Origin of the sequence: Pseudomonas crudilactis (assembly GCF_013433315.1) — a bacterium.
Lineage (GTDB): Bacteria > Pseudomonadota > Gammaproteobacteria > Pseudomonadales > Pseudomonadaceae > Aquipseudomonas > Aquipseudomonas crudilactis.
Genome location: NZ_WXVV01000011.1, coordinates 35,578 through 57,594 on the forward strand (window position 1 = coordinate 35,578; position 22,017 = coordinate 57,594).

A 22,017-nucleotide genomic window follows, 5' to 3' on the forward strand; every position below is an offset into this window, starting at 1 on the left:
GAGGGCTAGGGTGAGGGGCTTTTCGCTTTGACGTTAATCCTCAATGCGCGGCGGCGTGTCGTACCCGGTGCTTCTCGGCTTTCTCAACCGCAACAGGCTGAACCGGATGGTGATGGTGATGGTGGCGCCGCGAAACCCGCAGCACGCCCCACAACATGGCGGCAGCCACGGCCAGCCAGCCGGCAATCAACATTACGATAGTCATGGTCAGGCTCATCAGTGCCTCCTCTTCGCCCTGCATCGGGCGCACACTTTTTCAATTCGCTCTGTTTCAGTGACAGTCTAGACAATGGGGTGTTTCAGGCTATTGACCAAAGGTCGCTGGTGACCAATCAGTTTGCTCTATGCAATCGATGTGTCTGCCGCTTAAGGCTATACCGCAGCCTGGCGCGGCCCTATGATCGCAGGCGTTGCCGGAACACGATGACCGGCGTCTGAACAGAGAGTGATGATGGTGCAGGTATTTTCTCGAATTCGTGTGGCGCTGCTGGTGGCCGGTTGCGCGGCCGTGTTGGCCGGATGTGCAGGCAGTGTGGCGCCTGAGGTCAAGCGTCTGCCGGAGCGGGTCGAACTCAGTGGCACGTTCTATCGCGGCGAAGCCAATCAGAGCGGCCCGCAAGTGCTGGCCAGCCTGTTGTCGCAGCAGGGCGTCGTGATCACCCCGGGTTTATTGGAAAAACCACTGCACTTGCCGGGTGCCGAAGACAAGCTGCAGCAGAATATCCAGAACCTTGCCCGTGAGTACGGCATGGTGGTTTATCCGCTGGACAGCAATCTGCCAGCGCTGTTGACGCAGGTGGCGGCGGGTTATCCGGTGATGGTGCGCTTCAGCGAGGGTTCGGCGTTCTGGGCCGAGCCGCGTTACGCGATCCTGTCCGGCTACGACCGCAACAAACAGAAGGTCTTGCTGCGTGCCGGGATGAACCGTCGCGAACTGATGAGTTTCAGCGCCTTTGAATCGTCGCTGGAAAAGTCCGGTGGCTGGGCGATTCTGATTCAAAAACCCTCACAGATCCCGGCAGCCGTTGATCGTCAGCGCTGGCTCAAAGCGGCCGATGAACTGTCCCAGGCCGGTCAGGAAAACGAAGCGGCCCAGGCGCGCAAGGCGTTGGCGGCACACTGAATCTCCGTTCGTCATCTGCCGGGCACGACTGCGCCCGGCAAGCCTCTTACGCCTATAACCCGTTTTCGGGTAAATCAGGAGGTGAGCATGGCAGATTCCCCATCGCCGAAAGGCCCGCATTCTTCCGAGCATTCTTCGGGTCATGATCTGGGCTTCGATCCGGATTCGCCGGATCTCGATGATCCGCAAGTCGATCCCGTCGGCCCGGCGAAAGCACCAAAAGACGTGAAACCCGGCGAAGACGACAAGCAGCCGGCCAAGCCTTATGACCCGTTAGCCAATCTGAAACCTTGATGTGAGGTGCGTATGAGTACCGATTCAAGCTTCGATGACCAGAAACCGGACAGCGTGCCTACAACTCCAGAGCCGGAGATTTATCCGGTGCTGGACCCGGACAGCCCGCTGCGCGATCCGATGGCCCGGCCTAATGTCATGACACCGGAACCTTAGCGGGATCCGAGTGCGGGCGATGGCATCCCTGATGACGACCAGATGCCGCTGCCAAATGACTGATACGCAGGCGAAAAAAAGCCCCGAGGATTCGGGGCTTTTTCTTGTGCGGTGGCTTACTTGGACGCTTCGACCACGCCGCTCTGGCGATTCTTGAGGTTTTTCTCAGCCTTGTACTGCTGAGCCACCGCCGGAACGCTGGCGCTGCGCCCGGTTTCCACCCAACTGCGAATGCGGCTGGCGTCAGCAAAGTGGGTGTACTTGCCGAACGCGTCGAGGATCACCAGCGCGACCGGGCGGTTACCCATTTTCGTCACCAGTACCAGGCAATGACCGGCAGGGTTAGTGAAACCGGTCTTGGTGATCTTGATGTCCCAATCTGCCTTGTTGACCAAGTGATCGGTGTTGCGGAAACCCAGGGTGTAATTGGGTTTGCGGAACGACACGGTCTTTTCCTTGGTGGTGGTGAGTTCGCTGAGAATCGGATATTTGCTCGCGGCGACCAGCAACTTGCTCAAGTCACGGGCGGTAGAGACGTTGCGTTCGGACAAGCCGGTCGGCTCGACGTAGTGCGTATTGGTCATGCCCAGTGCCTTGGCCTTGGCGTTCATCGCCGCGATAAAGGCTGCATAACCGCCCGGGTAGTGGTGCGCCAGACTGGCGGCGGCACGGTTTTCCGAGGACATCAGAGCAATCAGCAGCATCTCGCGGCGCGGCAGCTCACTTTTCAGTTTGACTCGGGAGAACACGCCCTTCATTTCCGGCGTGTTGCTGATATCGACACTGATCCATTCGTCCATGTTTTGCCGGGCTTCAACCACTACCAATCCAGTCATGAGCTTGCTGACAGAAGCGATCGGCACGACCACGTCAGGGTTGCTGGAGTAGATGACTTTGTTGGTCTGCATATCCATGAGCAGGGCACTGCCGGAGGCGATCTTCAGGCTCGAAGCATCACGAGGGGCAGCGGTGGTTTCCGCAGCGTTGATCGTTGGCGTGATGAATGTGCCTGTAAAAGCAAAAAACAGGCTCAGAATCGAAAGACGAATTTTCACGCGGGCGAACTCATAAAGGTTGGATATTCCGTTAGTTTGTAACGGGTTATTTCTTCAAAGCGTCGCATTCTAGGAGTATGGCTGAAGATCTGTCGATGGTTGTTTGAACGACCTGAAAAACTCGTGAAAAGGCCTGTAAAAAGAGGGGTTTCCGGCGAACGGTTACAGTTTTTTCTCAGGCATGAAAAAACCCGCACGAGGCGGGTTTTTCTATCGCTGAAAACGACGACTCAGACGTGCAGGGTTTCTGCTGCGTAAAGCGTGTTTTCCAGCAGGCAGGCGCGGGTCATCGGACCTACGCCACCCGGTACTGGAGTAATCCAGCCGGCGCGGGGCAGGGCGGTTTCGTAGACAACGTCACCGACCAGTTTGCCGTCGTCCTGACGGTTGATGCCCACGTCGATCACGATCGCGCCTTCCTTGATCCACTCCCCTTTGACCAGGCCCGGCTTGCCGGCGGCCACCACCACCAGATCGGCACGACCAACGTGGCCGGCCAGATCCTTGGTGAAGCGGTGAGTAACGGTCACGGTGCAACCGGCCAGCAGCAGTTCCATCGCCATCGGGCGACCGACGATGTTGGAAGCGCCGACGACCACTGCGTCCATGCCATAAAGGTCAGCGCCGGTGCTTTCCAGCAGCGTCATGATGCCTTTAGGGGTGCATGGGCGCAGCAGGGGAATGCGCTGGGCCAGGCGACCGACGTTATAAGGGTGGAAACCGTCGACGTCTTTGTCCGGACGAATGCGCTCCAGCAATTTGGAGGCGTCCAGGTGCTCGGGCAGCGGCAGCTGAAGCAGGATGCCGTCGATCGCAGGGTCGTCGTTGAGGCGATCGATCAGATCGGTCAGCGCGTCTTGCGTGGTGTCGGAGGGCAGGTCGTAGGCTTGAGAGAGGAAGCCAACCTCTTCACAGTCTTTACGCTTGTGCGAGACATAAACCTGAGAGGCAGGATCGCTGCCGACCAGGATCACCGCGAGGCCGGGAGTGCGCAGGCCTTGCTGGCGACGCTCGGCAACTCGTTGGGCGATCTGCTGGCGCAGGCTGGCGGCGATCGATTTGCCGTCGATTAGTTGTGCAGTCATTGCGCGTGATTAACCATCGAGAGGGGAAAAAATGAGAACGCATTCTCGCATGTCGAGCGGTGAGGGCAAAGGCGCTTGGTCAGCAAATTCGTCTAACTCCTTTAATTAAATGAATTTTTTTCAAAAAGGATTTGACGACCTTCGGAGCGCTCTATACTATTCGTCGCACTTGTCGGGCACAGCCTAGCACTGGTTAAGAAGGTGAAGCGGAATCAAGGTTCTGCGACACTGGAAAGCACTTAGTTTGTAGTCCTTTAAGAGTACAGATTAATAAGGCGCCCGTAGCTCAGCTGGATAGAGCATCCGCCTTCTAAGCGGATGGTCGCAGGTTCGAGTCCTGCCGGGTGCGCCATTAGGCAGCTTTGGCACAAGTAACGCGATATGGTGGGCGTAGCTCAGTTGGTAGAGCACGGGATTGTGACTCCCGTTGTCGTGGGTTCGATCCCCATCGTCCACCCCATATTTCGAAAGGCGCCAGATGTAACAGTCTGGCGCCTTTGCTTTAAAGCTTCACCTGCGGATGTGGTGGAATTGGTAGACACACTGGATTTAGGTTCCAGCGCCGCGAGGCGTAAGAGTTCGAGTCTCTTCATCCGCACCAATTAAAGCTTCATTCATGTCTTCGGGCTGGTGAGGTTTCAACAAAGAAGTTGTTTGGCTTTTTTGTTACGCAATATGGTGGGCGTAGCTCAGTTGGTAGAGCACGGGATTGTGACTCCCGTTGTCGTGGGTTCGATCCCCATCGTCCACCCCATATTTCGAAAGGCGCCAGATTTAACAGTCTGGCGCCTTTTTTGTTTTAGCGGTTCTGAAAACCGGTGATTAACGGTTTCGGGGCGCAGGAGCAGGGCACTTCGTCGTATTTATGTTGCTCGATGATGCTGCGCTGCTCGCCGGGCTTGCTTGCAGGTTCGGCCGTCAGGGAGTGATTGGCAATCTCTTCTATATATAGAAGCGGTTGGCGCAGAGCCCTGGCGAGATTGGTTGTATTCGCCTGTGGGGCGCGCTGCACTGGTGCGGCGGTCCCGATAAAATGCCTGCTGTTTTTTTACCCGTTTTCAGTAGGGTGACTTCTTGAGTTTGACCCACTAGAATGCATGCCCTTGATTCTGGGGTCGGAAACGGCCGGCTAACGTCTGTGCAACGAGGAATATCCATGCAAGTTTCTGTTGAAAATACTACTGCTCTCGAGCGCCGCATGAGCGTCACCGTGCCGGCTGAGCGCATCGAGACTCAGGTCAACAAGCGTCTGCAGCAGACTGCCCAAAAGGCCAAGATTGCTGGCTTCCGTCCAGGCAAAGTGCCAATGAGCGAAATCAAGCGCCGTTTTGGTGCCGATGCTCGCCAGGAAGCTGTAGGCGACGTGATCCAGTCCTCCTTCTACGAAGCTGTGGTTGAGCAGAAGCTGAACCCTGCTGGTTCGCCGTCGATCGAGCCTAAGTCGCTCGAAGCTGGCAAGGACCTGGAATACGTTGCTGTATTCGAAGTGTTCCCTGAGTTCACCGTTGCCGGTTTCGACGGCATCACCGTTGAGCGCCTGAGCGCTGACGTGGCTGACGCTGACCTGGACAAAATGCTCGACATCCTGCGCAAGCAGAACACTCGTTTTGAAGTGGCCGATCGCGCTGCCCAGAACGAAGACCAACTGAACATCGATTTCGTTGGCAAGGTTGACGGCGAAGTATTCGCTGGCGGTTCCGCCAAGGGCACTCAGCTGGTACTGGGTTCCGGTCGCATGATCCCGGGCTTCGAAGAAGGCCTGGTTGGCGCTAAAGCGGGCGAAGAGCGCGTTCTGAACCTGACTTTCCCAGAGGACTATCAGAACCTGGACCTGGCTGGCAAAACCGCCGAGTTCACCGTGACCGTCAACACTGTTTCCGAGCCTAAACTGCCAGAGCTGAACGAAGAGTTCTTCGCTCAATTCGGCATCAAGGAAAGCGGCATCGACGGTTTCCGCACCGAAGTTCGCAAGAACATGGAGCGTGAACTGCGTCAGGCGATCAAATCCAAGGTCAAGAATCAGGTAATGGACGGTCTGCTGGCCACCAACCCGATCGAAGTGCCGAAGGCGCTGCTGTCCAACGAAGTTGACCGTCTGCGCGTGCAGGCTGTTCAGCAGTTCGGTGGCAACATCAAGCCTGATCAACTGCCGGCCGAGCTGTTCGAAGAGCAAGCCAAGCGCCGCGTTGTGCTGGGTCTGATCGTTGCTGAAGTGGTCAAGCAATTCGACCTGAAGCCTGACGACGCTCGCGTTCGCGAAATGATTCAGGAAATGGCTTCGGCTTATCAAGAGCCTGAGCAGGTTGTGTCGTGGTACTACAAAAACGAGCAGCAGCTGAACGAAGTGCGTTCGGTTGTGCTGGAAGAGCAAGTTGTGGATACTGTTCTGCAGAAAGCTAGTGTGACCGACAAAGCGGTCTCTTACGAAGAAGCAGTCAAGCCGGTAGAAGCTCCAACAGCCGACTGATTGGTTTTGCGTTAAGAAGTACACACCATAAGCCAGCTCTCGAGCTGGCTTATGCGTATTCAAGACATAACTATTTGGGAGCGACTGCAGAGCATGTTCCGTAATTCTTATATTCAGCAGAACTCTGATATCCAGGCCGCCGGCGGCCTGGTCCCGATGGTTGTCGAGCAATCTGCTCGTGGCGAACGCGCCTATGACATTTATTCGCGCCTGCTCAAGGAGCGAGTGATCTTTCTGGTGGGTCCGGTAGAGGACTACATGGCCAACCTGATCTGCGCGCAACTGCTGTTCCTTGAAGCGGAAAACCCGGACAAGGACATCCATCTCTACATCAACTCTCCGGGCGGTTCGGTGACAGCAGGCATGTCGATCTACGACACCATGCAGTTCATCAAGCCGAACGTATCGACCACCTGCATCGGTCAGGCCTGCAGCATGGGCGCATTCCTGCTGACCGCAGGTGCCCCGGGCAAGCGTTTCTGCCTGCCGAACTCGCGCGTGATGATTCACCAGCCACTGGGCGGTTTCCAGGGCCAGGCGTCGGACATCGAAATCCACGCCAAGGAAATCCTCTTCATTCGCGAGCGTCTGAACACGCTGATGGCCAAGCACAGCGGGCGTACTCTGGAAGAAATCGAGCGCGATACCAATCGCGACAACTTCATGAGTGCAGAAGCTGCGAAGGAATATGGCCTGATCGACGAAGTGATCAACCAGCGCCCAGCTTAAAATAAGCAGCTCAAAATAGGCTTGGTCGGCTGGTCTGATCAGCGGCGGGCTTGAAAAAGCCCGCAATAGCCTTCATCTTGTGTTGCAAGCCTATCGGATTTGGATCGAACGAATGACTGACACCCGCAACGGCGAGGACAACGGCAAGCTGCTCTATTGCTCCTTCTGTGGCAAAAGCCAGCATGAAGTGCGCAAATTGATTGCCGGCCCCTCGGTCTTTATCTGCGACGAGTGCGTCGACCTGTGCAATGACATCATCCGTGAGGAGGTGCAGGAAGCCCAGGCCGAAAGCAGCGCGCATAAATTGCCTTCGCCTAAAGAAATCAGCGGCATCCTTGACCAGTACGTCATTGGTCAGGAGCGTGCGAAAAAGGTTCTGGCCGTAGCGGTGTACAACCACTACAAGCGCCTGAACCAGCGTGACAAGAAGGCTGACGACGTCGAACTCGGCAAGAGCAACATCCTGCTGATCGGCCCGACAGGCTCCGGTAAGACCCTGCTGGCCGAAACACTGGCCCGCTTGCTGAACGTTCCGTTCACCATCGCCGACGCAACCACCCTCACCGAGGCGGGTTACGTGGGTGAAGATGTCGAGAACATCATTCAGAAGCTGCTGCAGAAGTGCGATTACGACGTAGAGAAAGCCCAGATGGGTATTGTCTACATCGACGAAATCGACAAGATTTCCCGCAAGTCTGACAACCCGTCGATCACCCGGGACGTTTCCGGTGAAGGCGTGCAACAGGCCTTGCTGAAGTTGATCGAAGGCACGGTCGCTTCCGTACCGCCGCAAGGTGGTCGCAAGCACCCGCAGCAGGAATTCCTGCAGGTCGACACCCGTAACATCCTCTTCATCTGCGGTGGTGCGTTCTCCGGTCTGGAAAAGGTTATTCAAAACCGTTCCACCAAGGGCGGCATCGGCTTCAACGCAGAAGTGCGCAGCAAGGAAGAAGGCAAGAAAGTCGGTGAGTCCCTGCGTGAAGTCGAGCCTGACGATCTGGTCAAGTTCGGTCTGATCCCGGAGTTCGTCGGTCGTCTGCCGGTCCTCGCAACGCTGGACGAGCTGGATGAGGCTGCGTTGATGCAGATCCTCACCGAGCCGAAAAATGCTCTGACCAAACAGTATGCCAAGCTGTTCGAGATGGAAGGCGTGGATCTGGAGTTCCGGACCGACGCACTGAAATCGGTCGCCAAACGTGCTCTGGAACGTAAAACCGGTGCCCGTGGCCTGCGTTCGATTCTCGAAGGTGTGCTGCTCGACACGATGTATGAAATCCCCTCGCAGTCCGAGGTGAGCAAGGTCGTGATCGATGAAAGCGTGATCGAAGGCAAGTCCAAGCCACTGTATATCTATGAAAACAGTGAGCCGACGGCCAAGGCAGCGCCGGACGCGTAAGCGTCCACTGCGCCGCAACAAAGAAGGGGCCTTCGGGCCTCTTTTTTTTTATGTCGATTTTTACATCCGCTTTGCGCTTGTTTTTTTTCAAGGCAGCCCCCATCTTGGTTTCAAGCTCAATTCCATCCGATTACGGCCATATGGCCGCCGTAGAGGCGAAATCATGAAGACAACCATCGAATTGCCTCTCCTGCCATTGCGTGATGTCGTGGTTTATCCGCACATGGTTATCCCGCTGTTCGTGGGGCGCGAGAAATCCATCGAAGCCCTCGAGGCCGCGATGACGGGCGACAAGCAGATCCTGCTGCTGGCCCAGAGAAACCCGGCTGACGACGATCCCGGTGAAGACGCTCTCTATCGCGTAGGTACCATTGCCACTGTTCTACAGCTTCTGAAGCTGCCTGACGGCACCGTAAAGGTTCTGGTCGAGGGTGAGCAGCGTGGCACCGTCGAACGCTTCAGCGAAGTCGACGGTCACTGCCGTGCCGAAGTCTCGTTGATCGAAGAAGTCGACGCCGCCGAGCGCGAATCCGAAGTGTTCGTGCGCACACTGCTGTCGCAGTTCGAACAATATGTACAGCTGGGCAAGAAGGTCCCGGCTGAAGTCCTGTCGTCGCTCAACAGCATCGATGAGCCAGGCCGCCTGGTCGACACCATGGCCGCGCACATGGCGCTGAAAATCGAGCAGAAGCAGGAAATCCTCGAAATCATCGATTTGTCGGCCCGGGTCGAGCACGTTCTGGCGTTGCTGGATGCCGAGATCGATCTGCTGCAAGTCGAAAAACGCATTCGTGGCCGCGTCAAAAAGCAAATGGAGCGCAGTCAGCGCGAGTACTACCTGAATGAGCAGATGAAGGCCATTCAGAAAGAACTCGGCGACAGCGACGAAGGCCACAACGAAATCGAAGACCTGAAAAAGCGTATCGACGCTGCCGGTCTACCGAAAGACGCGTTGGCCAAAGCCACTGCCGAGCTGAACAAGCTCAAGCAAATGTCGCCCATGTCCGCTGAGGCCACCGTGGTGCGCTCGTACATCGACTGGCTGGTGCAAGTGCCGTGGAAGGCGCAGAGCAAGGTACGTCTGGACCTGGCGCGCGCAGAAGACATTCTCGATGCCGATCACTACGGCCTCGAAGAGGTCAAGGAACGTATCCTTGAATACCTCGCCGTGCAAAAACGCGTGAAGAAAATCCGTGGCCCGGTGTTGTGCCTGGTCGGTCCTCCGGGCGTGGGTAAAACTTCGCTGGCGGAGTCGATTGCTCATGCCACCAACCGTAAATTCGTGCGCATGGCCCTTGGTGGCGTGCGTGATGAAGCGGAAATTCGCGGTCACCGCCGGACTTACATCGGTTCGATGCCGGGAAGATTGATTCAAAAGATGACAAAGGTGGGTGTGCGCAACCCGCTGTTCCTGCTCGATGAAATCGACAAAATGGGCAGCGACATGCGTGGCGACCCGGCGTCGGCGTTGCTGGAAGTGCTCGATCCAGAGCAGAACCACAACTTCAACGACCACTATCTGGAAGTCGATTACGACCTTTCCGATGTGATGTTCCTGTGCACCTCGAACTCGATGAACATTCCGCCGGCACTGCTCGACCGGATGGAAGTGATCCGCCTGCCGGGCTACACCGAAGATGAGAAGATCAACATCGCCGTCAAATACCTCTCGCCAAAGCAGATCGCCGCTAACGGTCTGAAAAAGGGCGAGCTGGAATTCGACGCTGAAGCGATCCGCGACATCATCCGTTACTACACCCGTGAAGCCGGTGTGCGTGGCCTCGAACGTCAGATCGCCAAGGTCTGCCGCAAGGCCGTTAAAGAGCACGCAATGGAAAAACGCTTCTCGGTGAAAGTGACAGCTGACCTGCTTGAACACTTCCTCGGCGTGCGCAAATTCCGCTACGGTCTGGCTGAGCAACAGGATCAGATCGGTCAGGTCACAGGCCTTGCCTGGACTCAGGTGGGCGGCGAATTGCTGACTATCGAAGCCGCGGTTGTGCCGGGTAAAGGTCAACTGATCAAGACCGGTTCGCTGGGCGATGTGATGGTCGAATCGATCACTGCCGCGCTGACCGTTGTCCGCAGTCGTGCCAAGAGCCTGGGCATTCCTCTGGACTTCCACGAGAAGCGCGACACGCACATCCACATGCCGGAAGGGGCGACGCCGAAAGACGGCCCTAGCGCCGGTGTAGGCATGTGCACGGCGCTGGTGTCGGCATTGACCGGCATTCCGGTGCGCGCCGATGTCGCCATGACTGGTGAAATCACGCTGCGTGGTCAAGTGCTGGCGATTGGCGGTCTGAAGGAAAAACTGCTGGCGGCTCACCGCGGCGGAATCAAGATCGTGATTATTCCGGAAGAGAACGTGCGTGATCTGAAGGAGATTCCTGACAATATCAAGCAGGATCTGCAGATTAAACCGGTTAAATGGATTGACGAGGTCCTGCAAATTGCGCTGCAATACGCGCCGGAGCCCTTGCCGGATGTGGCTCCGGAGATAGTTGCCAAGGACGAAAAACGTGAGTCTGACTCTAAGGAAAGAATTAGCACGCATTAATACGCTTTTGCCTGGGGGGCTTCCTTGACAGTTTTTTAGAGCCCTTGTTATAAAGCGGCTCTTAAGTGTCTGTAGGCCATTCAGCACTCGTTTTTGCTTTCACCAAAAAACTTAGAATCATCTCAAAATAGATATAAGGGGACTTAGAGTGAACAAGTCGGAACTGATTGATGCTATCGCTGCATCCGCTGATATCCCGAAAGCTGCTGCTGGCCGTGCGCTGGACGCTGTAATCGAATCCGTCACTGGCGCTCTGAAGGCTGGCGACTCCGTTGTTCTGGTTGGTTTCGGTACTTTCTCCGTGACGGACCGTCCGGCTCGTACCGGTCGTAACCCTCAAACCGGCAAGACTCTGGAAATCCCGGCTGCCAAGAAGCCAGGTTTCAAAGCCGGTAAAGCACTGAAAGAAGCTGTTAACTAAGTTTTCAGGTTTTTACCCATCCGGGTCGGGGTCATGCCTGACTTGGCAGCGGAGCGGTAGAGCAGGTCGCTGAAACAGTGGCCTGTAACGCCGGGATCGAGGGTTCGAGCCCTGTCCGCTCCGCCAGTTACGAGAAGGCGCATCCTCGGATGCGCCTTTCTTCTATCCGGATTCTACCCACGCTCCACGGTTGCCTAATTTTGAAGTTCAACCGTTTCTGGGGGACGCATGCTGCAGAATATCAGGGACAATTCACAAGGCTGGATTGCCAAGACCATTATCGGGGTCATCGTTGCACTGATGGCTCTGACCGGTTTCGACGCCATTTTCCAGGCCACGACTCACAAGAATGAGGCGGCCAAGGTCAACGGTGAAGAAATCAGCCAGAACGAACTGAGCCAGGCCGTTGACATGCAACGCCGTCAGCTGATGCAACAGTTGGGCAAAGACTTCGATGCTTCCTTGCTCGACGAAAAAATGCTGCGTGAATCGGCCCTCAAGGGTCTGATCGATCGCAAGCTGTTGCTGCAAGGCGCCGAACAAGCGAAATTCGCTTTCTCCGAAGGCGCCCTGGACCAAGTGATCCTGCAGACACCTGAATTCCAGGTGGACGGCAAGTTCAGCTCCGAGCGCTTCGACCAGGTGATCCGTCAACTGGGTTACAGCCGCATGCAATTCCGCCAGATGCTGGCTCAGGAAATGCTGATCGGCCAACTGCGCGCCGGTGTGGCGGGCAGTGGTTTTGTTACCGACGCTGAAGTGCTGGCATTCGCCCGTCTGGAAAAACAGACCCGCGATTTCGCCACCCTTAACGTCAAGGCTGATCCGGCGGCGGTCAAACTGACCGACGACGAGGTCAAGGCCTACTACGACGAACACGCCAAGGAGTTCATGACTCCTGATCAAGTGATCATCGATTACGTTGAGCTGAAGAAGTCCTCGTTCTTTGATCAGGTTGCCGTCAAGGACGAAGACCTGCAGGCGGCGTATCAGAAAGAGATCGCCAACCTGTCGGAACAGCGTCGTGCCGCGCACATTCTGATCGAAGTGAACGACAAGACCACCGAGGCTCAGGCCAAGGCGAAGATTGACGAAGTCCAGGCGCGTCTGGCCAAGGGCGAGAAGTTCGAAGCGCTGGCCAAAGAGTTCTCGCAGGATCCGGGTTCTGCCAACAATGGCGGTGATCTCGGTTACGCCGGTCCTGGCGTTTACGATCCGGCGTTCGAAAAAGCCTTGTACTCTCTGTCGAAAGACCAGGTGTCGGAGCCGATTCGTACTGACTTCGGTTACCACCTGATCAAGCTGTTGGGTGTGGAAGCGCCGGAAGTGCCAACTCTGGCCAGCCTGAAAGACAAGCTGACCCGCGAGCTCAAAGCCGCGCAGGTCGAGCAGCGTTTCGTCGAGGCGACCAAGCAACTGGAAGACTCCGCGTTCGAAGCGTCTGACCTGGCTCAGCCAGCGGCGGATCTGAAGCTGACCGTGCACACCTCCAAGCCGTTCGGCCGTGAAGGTGGCGAAGGTGTTGCAGCCAACCGTGCTGTGGTCACCGCTGCGTTCAGCACTGAAGTGATCGACGAAGGTGCCAACAGCACCGCCATCGAGCTGGATCCGGAAACCGTGATCGTGCTGCGTTCCAAGGAGCACCTGAAGCCTGCGCAACTGCCGCTGGAAAGCGTGAATGCGGCCATCCGCACTCAGCTGACCAAAGAGCACGCCAGCGCTGCTGCCAAGACCAAGGCCGAGAGGCTGATTGCGGATCTGCGCGATGGCAAGGCACCGTTGGACAAGGCAGTTGATGGTCAGAACTGGAAAGCCACCGAAGCGGCCACTCGTGGTCAGGAAGGGGTTGATCCGGCGGTGCTGCAAGCGTTGTTCCGTATGCCGAAACCGGCTGCCAAGGACAAGCCGACGTTCACCAGCGTGACGTTGGCGGATGGCAGTCTGATGATCGTGCGTCTGAATGGCGTTAACGAAGCGGCTGCGCCGACGGATGAAGAGAAGGTTCAGTACCGTCGTTTCCTTGCTTCGCGTGAGGGGCAGCAGGACTTCGCGGCGTACCGCAAGCAGTTGGAAGCTCAGGCTGAGATCAAGCGGTTTTGATGTCTGATTGAGCTGTGATGTGATGTGAAAGCCCCGGCCTGTATAGGTCGGGGCTTTTTTTTGGGCGTTGGGTCGTGGCGGCCTTTGGGCCGACCATGTTTTTGGGGTTTTGGGTGAATATCCGTTGCTTTGGGTGCGGCCGCTGGCGGTTTCGCTCTTACAGCGAGTCACCTTTTCCAAACGCCGAAAAGGTAACCCAAAAGGCTTTGCCCTGACGTTCGGCCCGCTCGCTGGGGCTCGGGGTTCCTTCGCTCCGGGATTGATCCGGGGGCATCGCCTACGGTTTGCTTCGCTGCACCTCCTCTCGATGTGTTCGACTTCGTCGAACGGTCGCTGCGCTCCCACCCCCGGATCAATCCCTCCACTCAGCCTGCCGACGGGCTTTCAGATCAAGATCAAGAGCTGCAGCCGAGCTAACGCTCATCCTGTTGAGTGGGGCGGCTTTGCCGCGTGGGCGGTACACAGATTAAAACTGTGGGAGCGAGCTTGCTCGCGAAGGCGGCCTGCCAGCCGACCTGTTTCTTGCGGATTTACTCAATCCAATTGTGGGAGCGAGCCTGCTCGCGAAGACGGCCTTCCAGCCGACCGTTTTCCAGCCGTATGGCTTCAACTCAACAGCGCATTCGGTCTCATTCGGCTCTTGGAAAACCATGTTCCAGAGCTTTGATAGTTACTGACAGGGTCAACACCAACAATCCTGCAACAATCCACGGAAACGCCCCAACCCCGGGATTGCCCAGCAACAAACCACCCACCAACCCCCCGCCAGCAATTCCGACATTCCACAGCGTAACCAACATCGATTGCGCCGTATCGGCAGCCTCTTTCGCAGCTTTCGCCGAGGCGGTTTGCAGCAACGATGGCATGGCGCCGAACGCCAGGCCCCAGACGGCAGTCGCGATGTAAATGACGTTGGGCGAGTCGCGCCACAGGCCCAGTGCTATCGCCGAGAGCAGGAACAGCCCGGCGCTGATCAACACCAGTTCGCGCAGCCAGCGGTCAATCAGGCTGCCGACGATCCACAGGCTCAGCACTGAAGCGAGGCCGAATACCAGTAGCACGCGGTCGACACTGGCATCGAGTCCGGAGGGTTGCAGGAAAGGCGCGATGTAGGTGTACAACAAATTGTGCGCGACGACGTAGGTGAGGGTGACTAACAATACCGATCGCACGCCCGGCAAGGTGAATACCTGACGCAGCGGCATGCGGTTTCCCACGCGTTCGCCGGCGAAGTCCGGGACTTGCCAGTGCACCCAGATCACCAGCGCAACGGTCAGTCCGGTCATGATGGCGAAGCTCAGGCGCCAGCCGACCAGGGTGCCGAGCAGAGTACCTGCGGGAATTCCCAGCGACAGCGCCAGTGGCGCGCCGAGCATCGCTACCGTTATGGCGCGGCCTTGCAAGTGCGGAGCGACCATGCGGCTTGCGTAACCTGCCAGCAGCGCCCACAGCAGCCCGGCAAATATGCCGGCAATAAACCGTGCAATCAGCGTCAGCCAGTACCATTGCGACAGGGCGGTGAGGCTGTTGGCGATGGCGAAGCCTGCGATGGCGGCCAGCAGCAGCGGTTTTCTTCGCCAGCCACGGGTGGCGATCGTCAGCGGGATTGCTGCCAGGATCGAACCGAGCGCGTACAGCGTCACCAATTGCCCAATCAGCGCCTGGGAAACGTCCAGGCCGCTGCTCATCTGCGGTAACAGGCCGGCTGGCATGGCTTCGGTCATGACCGTTATGAACCCGGCGGTGGCTAGTGCCAGCAGCGCACCGAGGGGTAATCGTCCGCGTTGAGAGACGGGGTGTTCAACTGTGGGGCAACTGAGTTGTGTGTCATTCATGAGCCGGCATCCATGTGCAACGTTGACGAGGAGCACAGGGTATGGCGCTGCACATCGGCGAAAAACGGGTTAAGGTTCCGAACATATCGGACACGGATGTTGGCAATGGGAGGGTGGTATGGATAGCCTGGGCAGTATTTCGGTGTTTGTTCAGGTCGCCGAGACGCGCAGTTTCACTGAGGCTGGCCGACTGCAAGGGGTGTCATCGTCGGCGGTGGGCAAAAGTATTGCGCGGCTCGAGGCGCGACTTGGCGTGCGGCTGTTTCAACGCACCACGCGCAGCGTCACGCTGACCAGTGAAGGGGCGCTGTTTCTGGAGCGCTGTCGCAGGATTCTCGCCGAGGTCGAGGCGGCGGAGTTCGAGTTATGCGATGCGGCTGCGAAACCCCATGGCAAGTTGCGCATCAGCCTGCCGCAGGTGCATGGTCTGGTGATGCCGGTCATGACCGAATTCATGGCGTTGTACCCGCAGATCGAGCTGGATCTGGATTTGACCGATCGCATGGTCGATGTGGTTGAAGAAGGCTTCGACGCCGTGATCCGTACCGGTAAACCGCGGGATTCGCGACTGATGGCGCGAGCGTTGGGCGAGTTTCACATGGTGCTGGTGGCCAGTCCGACTTATCTGGCGCAACGCGGTGTGCCGCAGGCGCCCGCCGATCTGGCGGATCACGCGTGCCTTCGGCATACATTTCATGCCACCGGCAAACTGGAAACCTGGCCGCTGAATCGCGCGGAGGGTACCGCAGAGCCGACGTTGCCGACGCGGTTGGTCAGTACGTCGATTGAGGCGGTAAGCCACGCGGCGCTGGCCGGTATGGGCATTGCCTGTCTGCCGGACTTCATGACCCGCGAGGCTGAGGCGCAAGGGCGCTTGCGTCGTGTGCTCGATGCGCATCTTGAACACACCGGGCAGTTCTGGGTCCTATGGCCATCGAGTCGTCACGCCACGGCAAAATTGCGCGTGTTCATTGATCACTTGGCGTTGCGACTTTTTCCCGCAACCGAGGGTCGATAGAGTTGTAACTGCTTTAAGACACTAATCCATGCGCAGCGGGGCAGCGATCTGTTGCACAATACGCCCCGGACTGTTTTCTCTCAGGATGTTCAATGTTGATTTCCACTCCCATGCGTGTAGTCGGGTTGGCGCTGTTGTTGACCGCTGTTGCCGGCTGTTCGAAAGACAAGCCGATGTATGAGCATGAGAACTTCGATGACTCCGGTACGTTTTCGCGCAATTACCCGGTCACCGACTCGGTCAGTTGCGAAGCGGCTCGCCGTGCGTTGCTCAGCCAGGGCTACATCATTACCAGCAGCGACCCGAAACTGGTCAGCGGCCACAAGAGTTTCCAGCAAACCGGCGACACCCACATGGAGATCAGCTTCAACGTGGTCTGCGCCGATGACGGCAGCGCCGGGCACCATGCGACGATGTTCGCCAATGCCTTGCAGGATCGTTACGCACTGAAGAAGACCAACAACTCGGCCAGTCTCGGCGTGGGTGTGCTGGGTTCGGTGTCGATGCCGATCGGCTCGTCCGACGATTCGATGGTCAAGGTGGCCAGCGAGACGGTGACCGCGCAGAAGTTCTACGAGCGTTTCTTTACCCTGGTCGAGCAGTTCCTGCCGGCAGATGCGAAGAAAGCCGCGCATATCGAAGAGAAACCGAAAGCTGACCTGGGTGTGCCTGAGGTGAAGGCTGCGCCGGCAGCGCTGGCGCCAACGCCGACTCCGGCGGCCGAACCTGCCGCAACGCCGGCCCCGGCTGCAGAACCAGCGCCAGCACCTGCCGAGACCGCGCCAGTGACGTCGGAACCGGTCGCTCCACCGGCAGAGGCCGCGCCGATCACCCCGGCGCCCAGCGCAGAACCTGCACCGGCGACCGAAACCATCACGCCACCGGCCAACCCGGACATCCCGCCGCCATCCGAGCCGATTCCGGCGATGCCCGCCTCCGGTCAATAATCAAGCCTCACCGCACACCCTGTGGGAGCGAGCTTGCTCGCGAAAGCGTCGGAACATTCAGCACGCATGTGACTGACTGGCCGCCTTCGCGAGCAGGCTCGCTCCCACAGGGGTTTTTGGGTTGCCTTGAATTTCGTTACATTCCCCGGACAAAAGTCCCGCGATAAATTCCTGACCGTCTGCTACGTTTTATTCATGAAGGCCGGGTTTCACTTTTCCTTCACACGAGCACGTTAAGCTCGAGGCACTGGGCATTTGCTCAGGCCCATTCAAAAGAGCAGCAGGGGGATTACGCGATGGATGACTATCAAGAAGAGCTGCTCGAATACCAGGCCTTTGAACTGGATCCTCTGGAACCCGCCGAAGACGCCACCGAGCTGTAAGGGTCAGGCGGATTTACGATGGCTGCGACGGAATTCGCCGGGCGTCTGACCGCTCCAGCGTTTAAAGGCTCGCTGGAACGCTTCGGCTGAAGCAAAACCCAGCAAGTAGGCGATTTCGCCGAAGGCCAGTTCAGTATCGCGGATGTACGTCATCGCCAGATCCCGGCGCGTATCGTTGAGGATCGCGCGAAACTGCGTACCTTCCTCGGCCAATTTGCGCCGCAAGGTCCAGGTCGGCAGCTTCAGGCGTGCCGCCACTTCTTCCAGGTCGGGTTCCCGGCCACCATTGAGCAACGGCCCCAACAGCTGAGTGATGCGTTCACGCAGGCTGCGGGTGCGGGTCAACTGCTCCAGTTCACGTTCACACAGTTGCAGCAGATGCCGCCAGGTACTCGGGCAATGCTCGGGATTACGCTGTGCGAGGCTGTCGAGGCTCAGGCGCAATTGATTGCGCTCTGCACCGAACTGGATTGGGCAATCGCCCAACATGCTATAGGCATCGCGGTAATCCGGCGCTTCGAATTCGATGTCGATGCGTTCAGCGCGCAGCGGTTCGCGGCTGACGCTGGAGAGCTGATGCAGCCACCCGGCGATGATCGAGTCCACCACAAATCGGTTATAGGCGTTGTACGGGCTGATCGAATAGAAACGCAGCCACGCGCCATGGGCATCTTCGTGGAGGCTGGACTGGCCGCGATAGTTGGAACCGTACAACGCCTCGAAACGGATCAGGCAGCGCGCGGCCTCACGGACGGTCGGCGCTTGTGCGGCAGTGACACCGGCCAGCCCAGCCTGGCTCAGGCGACTGAGCTGACCCATGCGCAGACCCAACGCCGAATCGCCGGTCAACTGAATCGCTGCGTGGCCCAGGCGCATATAGCGCGGAATCGACAAGCGCGCCCCGGCCTCGGCCAGTCGCGCGGGGTCTAGGCCATATTGCTCCAGCAACGGCAGTGGATCCGCTGCATGACTGCGCACGGCATCGGCGAGGCTGTGAACAAAGCCCACCGACAGATCCCCAAGACGCATCGGTAGCGGCTTCATGGCTTACAACCAGATGTTCAGCAAGCGCGCGCCACGGGCCTCGCCGTCGGCAAACTGCTGACCGTTGCTGCTGAGGAAACTCTGACCGGAACTCGCCTTGTCCCAGAACTGCCCGCGCAGGAAAACGCTCATGCCGGCAATCGCTCGACTGCTTGGCGGTTGTGCAGTAAGGGTCAGGCGATGCCAGGCCTGACCTTCGGTGAGTTCGCCGGGTTTGAGGCTGACCGAGCTTGGGGTGTTGGAACTCTTGTAGCCGCGCCAAGGCAGGTTCCAGGCACGATGACCGAGAACTTGCGCGGGCACCGCTACCAATTGCGCGCGTTGCTCGTCGAGTTTGCGGTAGTTATCCGGGTACCAGCTGTCGCTGCCAATCAGCACACCGAGGCGTCCGGCCGGAGTATCGACGACATTGAGCAAGTGTTTGTCTGCGCCTTCGATCACTTCTCGCTGATCGAACACCGGGTGCATCTGCCGTTGCGGCTGGCCAAGCGGCACGCCATCACGACTGAACACCACGCTGCTGTTGAACAACGCGCCGCTGCCGGATTTGAGCTGGCCGTCGCGGATGCTCGGTTCTGGCAGCACGATCGAGCCGGCCACCAGCGTCACATGAAACTCCTTGGCCAGACCACCGAACAGCGCCTGATAATCCTTGGCCATGGCTTTGGATTTCATACGCAGGTAGGCATCGTTGAGACGGTCTTTGCCGTTGGCGCTGAGCCAGGCGCGGGCGAACAATAACGGATTGCTCGCCGCCAGCCAGTTCATTGCTTCGGCGAGGGTCGGGGCCTGATACAACTCGTCTTTCTCGCCGCTGAGCAGCAGCCAGGTGCCGACATTCTCCGGCAACACCACCACGGTTTTGTCGTTCAACAAGCCTTGATCCTGCGCTTGCTGCAGGTAGGCCGCCAGTTTGCGATGCAGGCGCTCGGGGCTTTGGTAGTCGGTGGGAAACAATTCGGGCTGGATACCCAGCAGATTGCCACGGTCGGCGGGCGTGCCCTGGTCGACTGCCAGCTTGATACGCAGGTCCGACAAGTAATGTCCCGTCGGCCGATCCGCCGCCCACATGGCGTAGGTGGTCAGAGCGGCGACGAGGGCCATGGAAAAGAACAGGTACAAAAGTTTGCGCATGTAAACCAACAACTACCGGGTGCAGGGTATGGCGACTAGGGTAGGGCTCATACGCTTGATTGCCAAGGGGCGCTGCGCATTTGGATCAATAAGTTGTCAGTTACGGTCATTGAGTGACAGCGATGCGACTCTTAGTCTGTCGAACATGACTGACGGGAGCCGCAGAGCCCCCGCAACTTTTCCGTGATTGCTCGTTGTGGAGTTACCGATGACCGCCGCTCATTACCCGCACCTGTTGGCCCCGCTGGACCTGGGATTCACCACGCTGCGCAACCGCACCCTGATGGGCTCGATGCACACGGGCCTGGAAGAAAAACCGGGTGGATTCGAGCGCATGGCGGCGTACTTCGCTGAGCGTGCGCGCGGCGGTGTCGGCCTGATGGTCACCGGCGGCATTGGCCCGAACGACGAGGGCGGCGTGTACTCCGGCGCGGCCAAGCTGACCACCGAAGAAGAAGCGCTCAAGCACCGCATCGTCACCCGCGCGGTGCACGAGGCGGGCGGCAAGATCTGCATGCAGATCCTCCACGCCGGCCGCTACGCCTACAGCCCGAAGCAGGTCGCGCCGAGCGCGATTCAGGCGCCGATCAACCCGTTCAAGCCCAAAGAGCTGGACGAAGAAGGCATCGAGAAGCAGATCAGCGATTTCGTCACCTGTTCGGTACTGGCGCAAACCGCCGAATACGACGGCGTCGAAATCATGGGCTCGGAAGGTTATTTCATTAACCAGTTCCTCGCTGCGCACACCAACCACCGCACCGACCGTTGGGGCGGCAGTTACGAAAACCGCATGCGCCTGCCGGTAGAAATCGTTCGCCGCGTACGCGAAGCCGTGGGCCCGAAGTTCATCATCATTTTCCGTCTGTCGATGCTTGATCTGGTCGAGGGCGGCAGCACCTGGGACGAGATCGTTACCCTGGCCAAAGCCATCGAGCAGGCCGGTGCTACCATCATCAACACCGGTATCGGCTGGCACGAAGCGCGGATTCCGACCATCGCCACCAAAGTGCCGCGTGCCGCATTCAGCAAGGTCACGGCCAAGTTGCGTGGCTCGGTGAAGATCCCGTTGATCACCACCAACCGCATCAACACCCCGGAAATCGCCGAGCAGATTCTGGCTGAAGGCGATGCCGACATGGTCTCGATGGCGCGGCCGTTCCTCGCCGACCCGGACTTCGTCATCAAGGCCGCTGAAGGCCGCGCTGACGAAATCAACACCTGCATCGGTTGCAACCAGGCGTGCCTCGACCACACGTTCGGCGGCAAGCTCACCAGTTGTCTGGTTAACCCGCGTGCCTGCCACGAAACCGAACTCAATTATCTGCCGGTGCAGCAGATCAAGAAAATCGCTGTGGTCGGCGCCGGTCCTGCCGGGTTGTCCGCCGCGACCGTGGCCGCCGAGCGTGGCCATCAGGTGACTTTGTTCGATTCGGCCAGCGAAATCGGCGGCCAGTTCAACATTGCCAAGCGCGTGCCGGGCAAGGAAGAGTTCTTCGAAACCCTGCGTTACTTCAAGCGCAAGCTGCAAACCACTCACGTCGAGGTGTGCCTGAACACCCGCGTCGACGTGGCGAAACTGGTTGAAGGCGGTTACGACGAAATCATCCTCGCCACCGGTATTGCGCCCCGGGTGCCGGCGATTCCGGGCGTCGACAACGCCAAGGTGCTGAGCTATCTGGACGTGATCCTCGAGCGCAAACCGGTTGGCAAACGCGTGGCGGTGATCGGCGCCGGTGGCATCGGTTTTGACGTCTCGGAATTCCTCGTTCACCAAGGCGTCGCGACCAGTCAGGATCGTGCCGCGTTCTGGAAAGAGTGGGGCATCGATACGCAACTTGAAGCCCGTGGTGGCGTGGCCGGAATCAAAGCCGCACCGCACGCGCCGGCGCGTGAAGTGTTCCTGTTGCAGCGCAAGAAAACCAAGGTCGGCGATGGTCTGGGTAAAACCACTGGCTGGATTCACCGGACCGGTCTGAAGAACAAGCAGGTGCAGATGCTCAACAGCGTTGAATACTTGAGCATCGACGATCAGGGCCTGCACATTCGTATTGGCGAAACCGGCGAGCCGCAACTGCTGGCGGTGGACAACATTGTGATTTGTGCGGGGCAGGATCCGCTGCGTGAATTGCATGACGGTCTGGTGGAAGCGGGGCAGAACGTGCACCTGATCGGTGGTGCCGATGTCGCGGCCGAGCTGGATGCCAAGCGCGCCATCAACCAAGGTTCGCGCCTCGCTGCTGAACTTTAAGCTCCACCGCTGAACCTGTGGG

General features: G+C 58.3%; 17 protein-coding genes, 4 tRNA genes and 1 pseudogene. 16 read left to right on the forward strand and 6 right to left on the reverse strand.

Translation table 11 applies throughout. The features are described from left to right. Window positions 1-40: 40 nt before the first annotated feature. Window positions 41-205 carry a hypothetical protein gene (locus GTU76_RS13785; RefSeq protein WP_180698822.1) on the reverse strand — a complete coding sequence of 55 codons (165 nt, stop codon included), beginning with the start codon at window positions 203-205 and terminating at the stop codon, window positions 41-43. A 246-nt stretch (window positions 206-451) separates the two neighbouring features. Here GTU76_RS13785 and GTU76_RS13790 point away from each other — a divergent pair, with 246 nt between their 5' ends. The 3 genes and pseudogenes from GTU76_RS13790 (at window position 452) to GTU76_RS13800 (ending at window position 1,636) form a co-directional block, all read left to right on the forward strand. Continuing rightward, on the forward strand, window positions 452-1,123 hold the full coding sequence (locus GTU76_RS13790) for a peptidase C39 family protein (RefSeq protein WP_175553798.1): 672 nt from the start codon (window positions 452-454) through the stop codon (window positions 1,121-1,123). 87 nt (window positions 1,124-1,210) lie between these two features. Continuing rightward, window positions 1,211-1,417 carry a DUF6021 family protein gene (locus GTU76_RS13795; RefSeq protein ID WP_026000733.1) on the forward strand — a complete coding sequence of 69 codons (207 nt, stop codon included), beginning with the start codon at window positions 1,211-1,213 and terminating at the stop codon, window positions 1,415-1,417. 12 nt (window positions 1,418-1,429) lie between these two features. Next, window positions 1,430-1,636: pseudogene (locus tag GTU76_RS13800) on the forward strand (hypothetical protein). 53 nt (window positions 1,637-1,689) lie between these two features. On the opposite strand, the gene pbpG reads toward GTU76_RS13800, so the two are convergent. Continuing rightward, window positions 1,690-2,628 carry a D-alanyl-D-alanine endopeptidase gene (gene pbpG, locus GTU76_RS13805; protein WP_180698840.1) on the reverse strand — a complete coding sequence of 313 codons (939 nt, stop codon included), beginning with the start codon at window positions 2,626-2,628 and terminating at the stop codon, window positions 1,690-1,692. 230 nt (window positions 2,629-2,858) lie between these two features. Beyond that, the gene (gene folD, locus GTU76_RS13810; protein ID WP_016986882.1) at window positions 2,859-3,713 is read right to left on the reverse strand and encodes a bifunctional methylenetetrahydrofolate dehydrogenase/methenyltetrahydrofolate cyclohydrolase FolD; all 855 of its coding nucleotides are present in this window, start codon (window positions 3,711-3,713) and stop codon (window positions 2,859-2,861) included. A gap of 275 nt (window positions 3,714-3,988) precedes the next feature. Between folD and GTU76_RS13815 the strand changes: the two genes are divergently transcribed. The 10 genes from GTU76_RS13815 to GTU76_RS13860 all read left to right on the forward strand — a co-directional run bounded on the left by GTU76_RS13815 (window position 3,989) and on the right by GTU76_RS13860 (window position 13,386). Next, window positions 3,989-4,065 (forward strand) — tRNA-Arg (locus GTU76_RS13815). Between the two features lie 32 nt (window positions 4,066-4,097). Beyond that, a tRNA-His gene (locus GTU76_RS13820) sits at window positions 4,098-4,173 on the forward strand. A gap of 56 nt (window positions 4,174-4,229) precedes the next feature. Beyond that, window positions 4,230-4,314 (forward strand) — tRNA-Leu (locus tag GTU76_RS13825). A gap of 77 nt (window positions 4,315-4,391) precedes the next feature. Then, window positions 4,392-4,467 (forward strand) — tRNA-His (locus tag GTU76_RS13830). A gap of 402 nt (window positions 4,468-4,869) precedes the next feature. After that, window positions 4,870-6,180, forward strand: a complete 1,311-nt coding sequence (tig, locus tag GTU76_RS13835) for a trigger factor (protein ID WP_016986883.1) — start codon at window positions 4,870-4,872, stop codon at window positions 6,178-6,180. Between the two features lie 93 nt (window positions 6,181-6,273). Beyond that, window positions 6,274-6,909, forward strand: a complete 636-nt coding sequence (gene clpP, locus GTU76_RS13840; RefSeq protein ID WP_007951559.1) for an ATP-dependent Clp endopeptidase proteolytic subunit ClpP — start codon at window positions 6,274-6,276, stop codon at window positions 6,907-6,909. A gap of 112 nt (window positions 6,910-7,021) precedes the next feature. After that, the gene (gene clpX / locus GTU76_RS13845) at window positions 7,022-8,305 is read left to right on the forward strand and encodes an ATP-dependent Clp protease ATP-binding subunit ClpX (protein ID WP_003223632.1); all 1,284 of its coding nucleotides are present in this window, start codon (window positions 7,022-7,024) and stop codon (window positions 8,303-8,305) included. Between the two features lie 163 nt (window positions 8,306-8,468). Next, window positions 8,469-10,865, forward strand: coding sequence for an endopeptidase La (lon, locus tag GTU76_RS13850; RefSeq protein WP_016986884.1), 2,397 nt, complete (start codon window positions 8,469-8,471; stop codon window positions 10,863-10,865). 148 nt (window positions 10,866-11,013) lie between these two features. After that, the gene (locus GTU76_RS13855; protein WP_003183171.1) at window positions 11,014-11,286 is read left to right on the forward strand and encodes an HU family DNA-binding protein; all 273 of its coding nucleotides are present in this window, start codon (window positions 11,014-11,016) and stop codon (window positions 11,284-11,286) included. Window positions 11,287-11,514: 228 nt separating this feature from the next. Then, window positions 11,515-13,386 (forward strand): SurA N-terminal domain-containing protein, encoded by a 1,872-nt coding sequence (locus GTU76_RS13860; RefSeq protein WP_180698841.1) that lies wholly within the window; start codon window positions 11,515-11,517, stop codon window positions 13,384-13,386. 629 nt (window positions 13,387-14,015) lie between these two features. Here the strand turns inward: GTU76_RS13860 and GTU76_RS13865 are convergent. Then, window positions 14,016-15,221 carry an MFS transporter gene (locus GTU76_RS13865; protein ID WP_180698842.1) on the reverse strand — a complete coding sequence of 402 codons (1,206 nt, stop codon included), beginning with the start codon at window positions 15,219-15,221 and terminating at the stop codon, window positions 14,016-14,018. 118 nt (window positions 15,222-15,339) lie between these two features. Between GTU76_RS13865 and GTU76_RS13870 the strand changes: the two genes are divergently transcribed. Together GTU76_RS13870 and GTU76_RS13875 are read left to right on the forward strand one after the other, a co-directional pair. Beyond that, window positions 15,340-16,239, forward strand: a complete 900-nt coding sequence (locus GTU76_RS13870; RefSeq protein WP_180698843.1) for a LysR family transcriptional regulator — start codon at window positions 15,340-15,342, stop codon at window positions 16,237-16,239. 92 nt (window positions 16,240-16,331) lie between these two features. Further along, entirely contained in the window at window positions 16,332-17,186 is an 855-nt protein-coding gene (locus tag GTU76_RS13875; protein WP_016983898.1) for a DUF2242 domain-containing protein, read from the forward strand. A gap of 386 nt (window positions 17,187-17,572) precedes the next feature. Here GTU76_RS13875 and GTU76_RS13880 read toward each other — a convergent pair whose 3' ends face one another. Next, window positions 17,573-18,613: an AraC family transcriptional regulator gene (locus GTU76_RS13880; protein ID WP_180698844.1), complete on the reverse strand. Its 1,041-nt coding sequence runs from the start codon at window positions 18,611-18,613 to the stop codon at window positions 17,573-17,575. 3 nt (window positions 18,614-18,616) lie between these two features. Further along, entirely contained in the window at window positions 18,617-19,747 is a 1,131-nt protein-coding gene (locus tag GTU76_RS13885) for a nitrilase-related carbon-nitrogen hydrolase (protein ID WP_026000510.1), read from the reverse strand. Window positions 19,748-19,955: 208 nt separating this feature from the next. Between GTU76_RS13885 and GTU76_RS13890 the strand changes: the two genes are divergently transcribed. Further along, the gene (locus tag GTU76_RS13890; protein WP_016983901.1) at window positions 19,956-21,995 is read left to right on the forward strand and encodes an NADPH-dependent 2,4-dienoyl-CoA reductase; all 2,040 of its coding nucleotides are present in this window, start codon (window positions 19,956-19,958) and stop codon (window positions 21,993-21,995) included. The last annotated feature ends 22 nt before the right edge of the window (window positions 21,996-22,017 follow it).

Bases quoted from the DNA above. Each gene is read 5' to 3' on its own strand.
- GTU76_RS13785 (WP_180698822.1), bottom strand. From the start codon at position 205: ATGACTATCGTAATGTTGATTGCCGGCTGGCTGGCCGTGGCTGCCGCC.
- GTU76_RS13790 (WP_175553798.1), top strand. From the start codon at position 452: ATGGTGCAGGTATTTTCTCGAATTCGTGTGGCGCTGCTGGTGGCCGGT.
- GTU76_RS13795 (WP_026000733.1), top strand. From the start codon at position 1,211: ATGGCAGATTCCCCATCGCCGAAAGGCCCGCATTCTTCCGAGCATTCT.
- folD (WP_016986882.1), bottom strand. From the start codon at position 3,713: ATGACTGCACAACTAATCGACGGCAAATCGATCGCCGCCAGCCTGCGC.
- tig (WP_016986883.1), top strand. From the start codon at position 4,870: ATGCAAGTTTCTGTTGAAAATACTACTGCTCTCGAGCGCCGCATGAGC.
- clpP (WP_007951559.1), top strand. From the start codon at position 6,274: ATGTTCCGTAATTCTTATATTCAGCAGAACTCTGATATCCAGGCCGCC.
- clpX (WP_003223632.1), top strand. From the start codon at position 7,022: ATGACTGACACCCGCAACGGCGAGGACAACGGCAAGCTGCTCTATTGC.
- lon (WP_016986884.1), top strand. From the start codon at position 8,469: ATGAAGACAACCATCGAATTGCCTCTCCTGCCATTGCGTGATGTCGTG.
- GTU76_RS13860 (WP_180698841.1), top strand. From the start codon at position 11,515: ATGCTGCAGAATATCAGGGACAATTCACAAGGCTGGATTGCCAAGACC.
- GTU76_RS13865 (WP_180698842.1), bottom strand. From the start codon at position 15,221: ATGAATGACACACAACTCAGTTGCCCCACAGTTGAACACCCCGTCTCT.
- GTU76_RS13870 (WP_180698843.1), top strand. From the start codon at position 15,340: ATGGATAGCCTGGGCAGTATTTCGGTGTTTGTTCAGGTCGCCGAGACG.
- GTU76_RS13875 (WP_016983898.1), top strand. From the start codon at position 16,332: ATGTTGATTTCCACTCCCATGCGTGTAGTCGGGTTGGCGCTGTTGTTG.
- GTU76_RS13880 (WP_180698844.1), bottom strand. From the start codon at position 18,613: ATGAAGCCGCTACCGATGCGTCTTGGGGATCTGTCGGTGGGCTTTGTT.
- GTU76_RS13885 (WP_026000510.1), bottom strand. From the start codon at position 19,747: ATGCGCAAACTTTTGTACCTGTTCTTTTCCATGGCCCTCGTCGCCGCT.
- GTU76_RS13890 (WP_016983901.1), top strand. From the start codon at position 19,956: ATGACCGCCGCTCATTACCCGCACCTGTTGGCCCCGCTGGACCTGGGA.